4 protein-coding genes are annotated in these 7753 nt (G+C 73.6%); 1 reads left to right on the top strand and 3 read right to left on the bottom strand.

From position 1 onward, the window contains the following. Positions 1 to 51 precede the first annotated feature (51 nt). The gene (locus tag ACWGN5_RS08790; protein WP_369142653.1) at positions 52 to 1497 is read right to left on the bottom strand and encodes a glyceraldehyde-3-phosphate dehydrogenase; all 1446 of its coding nucleotides are present in this window, start codon (positions 1495 to 1497) and stop codon (positions 52 to 54) included. 141 nt (positions 1498 to 1638) lie between these two features. Between ACWGN5_RS08790 and ACWGN5_RS08785 the strand changes: the two genes are divergently transcribed. After that, a complete protein-coding gene (locus ACWGN5_RS08785; protein WP_453512556.1) occupies positions 1639 to 4611 on the top strand; it encodes a BTAD domain-containing putative transcriptional regulator in 2973 nt (990 codons plus the stop codon). Here the strand turns inward: ACWGN5_RS08785 and ACWGN5_RS08780 are convergent. After that, entirely contained in the window at positions 4608 to 5639 is a 1032-nt protein-coding gene (locus ACWGN5_RS08780; RefSeq protein ID WP_453512553.1) for a serine hydrolase domain-containing protein, read from the bottom strand. The genes ACWGN5_RS08785 and ACWGN5_RS08780 overlap by 4 nt on opposite strands. A gap of 104 nt (positions 5640 to 5743) precedes the next feature. Continuing rightward, positions 5744 to 7558 carry a VanW family protein gene (locus tag ACWGN5_RS08775; protein WP_453512551.1) on the bottom strand — a complete coding sequence of 605 codons (1815 nt, stop codon included), beginning with the start codon at positions 7556 to 7558 and terminating at the stop codon, positions 5744 to 5746. Positions 7559 to 7753: the final 195 nt, after the last annotated feature.

The following is a 7753-nucleotide window of genomic DNA, read 5'->3' as shown; positions in this document are numbered from 1 at the left end:
CGGTCGGGAGGTGCGGCGCGCCGCCGTGCAGTGGTGCCGTGCTGTCGGAGATCAGACCGCCGGGGACGGGAAGGTCGGGTACTCCACGCCGGAGACGTGCTGGACGACCCGGATGACCTGGCACGAGTAGCCGAACTCGTTGTCGTACCACAGGTACAGGATCGCGTTGTCGCCGTCGACCTTGGTCGCGCCGGCGTCGACGATGGACGCGTGGCGCGAGCCGACGAAGTCCATCGAGACGGCGTCGGGGGCCGTGGTGAAGTCGATCTGGCGCTTCAGCGGCGAGTGCAGCGAGACGTCGCGGAGGTACTCGAGGACCTCTTCGCGGGTGGTCTCGCGGCCCAGGCGCAGGCTCAGGATGGCGATCGAGACGTCCGGGACGGGGACGCGGATCGAGCTGCCGGTGATCGGGGCCTTGAGGTCCGGCAGGGCCTTCGCGACGGCCGAGGCGGCACCGGTCTCGGTGATCACCATGTTGAGCGGCGCGGAACGGCCGCGGCGGTCGGCCTTGTGGTAGTTGTCCAGGAGGTTCTGGTCGTTCGTGAACGAGTGGACCGTCTCCACGTGGCCGCGCAGCACGCCGTACTCGTCGTCCATGGCCTTGAGCGGCGGGACGATCGCGTTGGTGGTGCAGGAGGCGCAGGACAGGATCTGCTCGTCCGGCTTCACCGTGTCGTGGTTGACGCCGTGCACGATGTTCGGCACGTCACCCTTGCCGGGCGCGGTCAGGACGACCTTGTCGATGCCGGGGCGCAGGTGCTTGGAGAGGCCCTCGCGGTCCCGCCACTTGCCGGTGTTGTCGATGAGGATGGCGTTCTCGATGCCGTACGCCGTGTAGTCGACCTCGGAGGGGTCGTTGGCGTAGATCACCTTGATCGTGTTGCCGTTGGCGACGATGGTGCTGTTCGCCTCGTCGACCGTGATCGTGCCCTGGAACTGGCCGTGGATGGAGTCGCGGCGCAGCAGCGAGGCGCGCTTCACGAGGTCCTGGTCGCCGCCGCCGCGGACGACGATCGCGCGCAGGCGCAGACCGTTGCCGGAGCCGGCCTTCTCGATGAGGAGGCGGGCGACGAGGCGGCCGATGCGGCCGAAGCCGTAGAGGACGACGTCGCGGCCGTCACGGCGCTCGATCTTGTTCTCGCCGGTGGCGCCGGCGACGGCCTCGGCGGTGAACTCGGCGACCGAGAGACCCCGGTCGTCGGTCTTGTAGTCCGCGGCCAGCACACCGATGTCGATCTGGCAGGGGCCCAGGTCGAGGGTCGTGAGCGTCTCGAGGAACGGCAGCGTCTCGGTGACCGAGAGCTCCTCGCCGTCGATCTGCCGGGCGAAGCGGTGGGTCTTGAGGATGCTGACCACCGACTTGTTCACCAGGGAGCGGCTGTGGACCAGGACGGTGACGTCCTGCTCCCGGTGCAGCTTCCCGATGATCGGGATCATCGACTCCGCGATCTCCTCGCGGTTCTTCCAGCTGGTGAACGAGTCGTCATTGACAGTCACAAGATTATCTTTCGAGCTAGGCGGCGCTCACATGTTAACCCGGGGTCGGTTTGATCAATCAAGGGGTGCCGAACCGTACGATGGGTCACGTCGGGAGCCGCCGCGGTCGGGCGGACCCACCTACCAGGATGCGGGGGCACGGTGGTGAAGTTCGGGCTGCTCGGACCACTCGTCGTGCACGACGGGACGGAGCTGCGGCCGGTGACCGGCCCCAAGGTCCGCGTCCTCCTCGCCGCACTCCTGCTGCAGGCCAACCGCACGGTCTCCCGGGACGCCCTCAAGGAAGCCCTCTGGGGCGCCGCCGTCCCCGCCAGCGCCGACGCCGCCCTCGCCAACCACCTCACCAGGCTCCGCCGCGTCCTCGCCGCCGCCGACGGCGGAACCGAGGAGCGGCTCCGCACCGTCGCCCCCGGCTACCAGCTGACCGTCCACGAGGGCGAGCTCGACGCCGAGGTCTTCGAGGCCGGGATCCGGGCCGTCCGGCAGGCGCACCGGCGGGGCGACTGGGAGGCCGTACGCCGGGAGGCCGGCCTCGCCATGCCGCTGTGGCGCGGCACCCCCCTCGCGGACCTCGCCCCCTACGCCGAGACCGAGACCGCCGCGCTCCGGATCCACCAGCTCGCCGAGGCACGGCTCCAGGGCCTCGAATGGAGCTTCGACGCGGAGCTGCGCCTCGGCCGCCACCACGAGGCCGTCGCCCCGCTCACCGCCCTGGCGGGCGAGCACCCGCTGCGCGAGGGCTTCCACCGGAGCCTCATGCTCGCCCTGCACCGCTCGGGCCGCCAGGCCGAGGCCTTCGCCGTCTACCAGCGGCTGCGCCGGAGCCTGGTCGAGGAGCTCGGCACCGAACCCGGAGCGGCGGTCCGGGAGGCGTACGCGGAGGTGCTCGCCGGAGACCCCGTGCCCGACCCCCAGCCGCCCGCCGCCTCGACCCGCCCGCCCTTCCAGCTGCCCGGCGAGGCCGACGCCTTCACGGGCCGGGAATCCGAGGCGGAGACCGTACGAGCCCTCCTCGGGGTACCGCCCGAGGCCGACGCGTACGGGGCGGCCCGGCGTACGGATGAGGGTGCGGGTCCCGGTGCCGTCGGCACTCCGGCCGCGGCCGGCGGAGCCGGGGCCGGGACCGGACGGGCCCGGGCCGTCGTGGTGTCCGGCATGGGAGGCGTCGGCAAGACCGCCCTCGCCGTCCACGTCGCCCACCGGCTGCGCGAGGCCTTCCCCGACGGCACCCTCTACGCCGACCTGCGCGGCTACTGCGCCGGCGGGACGCGCACGGCCCACGAACTGCTCGCCCGGTTCCTGTCCGACCTGGGCGTCCACCAGGACGCCCTGCCCGAGGACACCGACGACCGCGCCCTCCTCCTCCGCACGGCGCTCGCCGACCGCCGGGTGCTCCTGGTCCTCGACAACGCGCGCAACGCCGCCCACGTGGCACCCCTGCTGCCCGCCGGCGGGCCGAGCGCCGCCCTGATCACCAGCCGCCAGCTCCTCGCCGACCTGCCGGGCTCCGCCAAGGTCCCGCTCTCCCCGCTGCCGGAGTCCGACCAGCGCGCGCTCCTCGCCCGGCTCGCCGGCGCCGAGCGGGTACGGAGCGAGCCCGAGGCGCTGGCCGCCATCATGGACGCCTGCGGAGGGCTGCCGCTCGCCCTGCACATCGTCGGCGGACGCCTCGCCTCCCGCCCCTCCTGGCCCCTCGCGCTCCTGGCCAAACGGCTCACCCCCCACCGGGGCCGGCTCGACACCCTCTCCATGGGGGAGTTCGACGTCTGCCGCACCTTCGCCATGAGCTACGTGGCCATGCGGGACAGCGACCAACCCCTTGAGCGCGAGGCCGCGCGGGCCTTCCGGCTCTGGGGGCGGGTGTGGTCGGCGCACGCGGTCACCCCGCAGTCCGCCGCCGCGCTCCTCGACGTCACGGAGGCCCGGGCCGCCGCCGTCCTCGACGTCCTCGCCGACGCCCACCTCGTCCTCAATCCCGAGCCCGACCGCTACCAACTGCACGACCTGGTCGGCGAGTACGCGGCGCAGCGCGACGAGGAGGACACCGAGGAGGAGCGCACCACCGCGCTTCTCCGGCTGCTCTCCTGGTACGCCGCGGCCCTCGCCGCCGCGACGCTCGCCGCCACCCGCGAGACCCAGTCCCCGCCGCCGCTCGACGCCGAGGCCCTGAAGAACCTCTCGCTGCCCGAGTTCGCGGACGACGACGAGGCGATCCGCTGGACCGCGAAGGAACTGCCGGCCGTACGGGACGCCCTCACCCGCGCCGGGGAGCTCGGCCGCTCCGACATCGCCTGGCGGCTCGCCGTGGGCCTCTTCGGGCATGCCAGCACGCACTGGTGGACGGGGGAGTGGGACGCCTGCCTGGAACAGGCCATGGACATCGCCCGGGCCCACGACGACCGGCTCGGGCAGGCCTGGCTGCACCGGCGCACGGCCGTCGCCCACGGCATGGCCTTCCGCAACGAGGCCTGCCTCCGGCACCTCCGGATCGCCCTGGACCTCTTCACCGAGCGCGGGGACCTGGTGGCCCGGGCGTCGATCCTCGGCAACATGTCGGCGGTGTACCTGCAGACGGAGAACCCCGAGCAGGCGCTCGCCCACGCCGAACGCTCCCGTGACCTCTACCGCGAGGCCGGGCACACCCGCGGCGAGGCGATCCTCCTCACCCGGACCGCGGACGTCCACAAATTGCTCGGCGCACCGGATCTGGCGGCCGCGGACTACCGCAGGGTCATCGAGCTGATCCGCGGGACCGGCCACGGGGTGTTCCTCGGCACCGTCCTCACCAACTACGGCGACGTGCTGCGGGTCCTCGGCCACCGCGACGAGGCCTTCGAGGTCCTGGCCGAGGCGCTGTCGATCCGCCTCCGGATGAACGACCAGGGCGGCACGGCCGACTGTCTGGCCTTCACGGCCCGCGCCCACCACCACTTCGGGGAGTGGGAGGCGGCCCGCGAGACCTGGGAGTCCTGCCTGGAGCTCGCACGCCGGCACAACCTCGCCAAGCGGATCGACGAGTGCCTGGAGGGCCTGGCGGCCCTCGCGACGCGGGCCCTGGAGGAGTCGCGGGCCGCGGAGGAGTCGCGCGCCCCCGCGGCAGAGACCCGGCCCTAGCGGAAGGCCAAGGTCCGGAAGGCGTTCCTGACCTGGGTCAGCGGGTCGGGGTCCCGGGTGAGACGGAGCCGGTTGGTGAGCAGCACGGCCCAGCGGCCGCTCGCGGGGGAGACCCACAGCGCCGTGCCGGTGAAGCCGAAGTGCGCCCAGACGTCCTCCGCCGGTGCCATGCCGGGCGCCGGATGCCAGAAGAGGCCGCGCGGCGGGACGAGCCGCCCGGTGTGGACGCGCAGCGACGCCGCCGTCCACTCCGCGGAGAAGGTCCCCGGCACCGGGGCGAGCAGATGGCGCAGGAACCGGCCGATGTCGGCGGTCGTGGTGAAGACCCCCGCGATCCCGCAGGCGCCGCCGAGGAGCCGGGCCGAGAAGTCATGGACGACGCCCCGGAGCGGAGCGCCGCTCTCCGCGTCGTACTCCGTGGGCGCGCACCGCTCCCGCGCCCCGGCGGGCAGCGGCCCGTACCGCGTCTCCGCCATGCCGAGGGGCGTCCAGACCCGGTCCTCGGCGAGCCGGGGGAGCGGCTCCCGGGTGAGGTGCTCGGCGAGGTAGCCGAGGATCAGCGCCGCCCGGTCGGTGTACGCGACGGCCTCCCCGGGCCGGTGCCGGAGCGGCTCGGCGAGGACGCCGTCGCGGACGTCCTGCGGATCGGAGCCGTACAGGTGCCGGAGGTTGGCGCGGAGCGGCAGGCCCGCGGTGTGGGTGAGGAGGTGGTGCGCGGTGGCCCCGGCGAGCGGCCGTCCTGCGGCCTCCGGCCAGTACGAGCCGAGCGGGGCGGTCAGGTCGAGCTTCCCGGCGTCGACGAGGGTGCCGACGACCGCCCAGACCGTGAGGATCTTGGTGAGACTGGCGACGTCGAAGAGCGTGTCGGGGAGCACCGGTCCACGCGGGTCGGCCGGGTCCAGCAGCCCGACCGCCCCGGCAGACAGGGTCGTACGGGCGTCGCCCACCGCCCATGCGGCGCCGGGGTACGTGCCCGCGCGCGCGGCCTCGCCGAGGAGCCGCTCGAAGGGGTCGCTGCGCTGTGCCAAGGCGTGCCTCCGACGGTCCGGGGAGGATCGGTGCGGCCCGGTCGGGGTGCCGACGGGCCGCGCTCCGAAGTCATGCCCCGGCCGAACGGGAAGACACCCTTCCGTCAGCGGCGGTCGCCGCCCTGCCGGCCGTCCTGGCCGGCGTCCTGCCCGGTGTCCCGGGCGCCGTCCTTGGCGACCGGCTTGCAGGTCACCTCGTCGCGCGGGGTGTAGTGGGTCTTGTACGTCTCGCGCTTGACCTCGGTGCCGCCGTTCTTGAAGACGCGGTCCACCGAGATGTCGAAGCCCTCCAGGGGCGGCTGCGGCACACAGGCCTCGCCGGTGCCCTCGCGCTTCGTGGGCTGCGTGAGGTCGGTGCGCGGGCCGGCGACCGCCTCCACGGAGTCGTACTTCTTCGTGCCGAGGAAGCTCACCGTGACCGAGTGATCGGTGGCGCTCGCCTTGATGTAGATCGGCTTGCCCGAGTCGTTGCGGAACTTCAGGTCGAGCGAGCCCCAGGCGACGGTCGCCTCGCGGCCGGCCGGGTAGCGCTCGATGTAGAAGGAGTGGGCGCCGTGCTCGACGGGCTGCACCCCGGCGAAGAACATGGCGTTGTAGACGGTGGTGGCCATGGCCGACACGCCGCCGCCGGGCGCGGAGCGGTACGAGCCGTCGAGGATCATCGTGCCGTCGACGAAGCCGTTCTCCGGGGTCCGCTCGCCGACCGTCCTGTTGAAGCTCCACACCTCGCCCGGCTGCACCAGGGAGCCGTTGATGAGCTCGGCGGCCCGGCCGATGTTCGTCGTCCGGTACGGGGCGGTGGGGAAGTTCACCGTGAACGTCGACATCTGCTCCTTGATGCCCAGGCGGGCCAGGGAGCCGGAGGACAGCTCGGGCTCGGTGACCCGGGTCGCCACCGGAGCCGTACGGGCCGCGTCGCCGGACCTGGTGAGCAGCGGGCGCACGGCGTCGCCGAGGGCCTTCGCGGTCACCTCGTGGCCGGGGCGGCCGTCCGACTCCACGACGACCTTGCCGTCCCGCACCCCGAGGGAGGCCTCCACGGGCGCGTTCGCCAGCGCGGCGAGGGGACGCGCCACGTCCGGGTCACGCAGCAGGGCGTTCTCGTCGAGGGAGGCGGTGAGGCGGCCGTCGTCGTTCTTCACGGTGAGGTGGTCGCCGAGGGTGGCGGCGGAGATCCGCAGCCGCTGGTCGCCGGCGGTGAGCGTCACGGGGCCCGAGACGGCGGGCTTGGCGTACGTGTCGAGGAACCGGTTCACCTCGGCGGCGGGCAGCTGGGGCCGGGTCACGGCGACGGGCAGCGTCACCGGGGAGGCGCCCGTGGCGGCCGGGTAGGAGGCGCGCAGGGTCTCGGCGGCCCGCCCGGTGTCCAGCTTCCGGCCGGCCACCGGCTGGGTCGCGACGGCCTTGCCGTCCCGGAAGGCGACGGACCCCTCGCGGACGCCCAGGTCGTTCTCCTTGGCGAGATCGGCGACGGTGGCCCGCGTCTTGGCCTCGTCGTACGCCAGGACCGGCTGGACCTCGCGCTCACCGGAGGAGAACAGCCGCCCGATCACGGTGAAGGGGTCACGGGACGGGTCGGCGGCCCGGTCGGCGGTCTTCGCCACGTCCACGGTCAGCCCGGCCGTCGCCGGGTCCACCGTGGCGGCACGGTCGCCGACCCGCACGGGTATCGGCGCCTTCCAGGAGGCGGGGGCCGCGGAGGTCAGCTTGGCCTCGGCCTCGGCGCGGCTCATGCCGCCGATGTCCACGCCGTCGACCCGGGTGCCGGCGGATATGTCGTCCCCGGTCGCCAGCAGCCCCGCCACGTACAGGCCGCCCGCGGCGACCGCCACCACACCCGTCGCGATCGCCACCTCCCGCAGACGCGGACGGCGCCCCTCACGGGGCGTCGGGTCAAGGTCGGTCGTGGAGCGGGGCACGCGCTCTCCCGGGGCGTCGAGGAATGGGGGAACCAGACGACGGTACGCCGAAAGAGTGTCTTATGCACATAAGGGCGGTTTGACCTGCGGCGATACGGAGCGACCCGAAGCGACTACGCAACGTACGCCCCACACCCCCGTTGGCGGGTGCGCCGGCCCACCGCCCGTGTGGCCCCGCGCCCGGGTGGACGTCGG

The organism is Streptomyces sp. NPDC055815, from assembly GCF_053616475.1.
The sequence above is the reverse complement of the archived record's forward strand: the minus strand, read 5'-3'. Positions and strand labels throughout refer to the sequence as shown.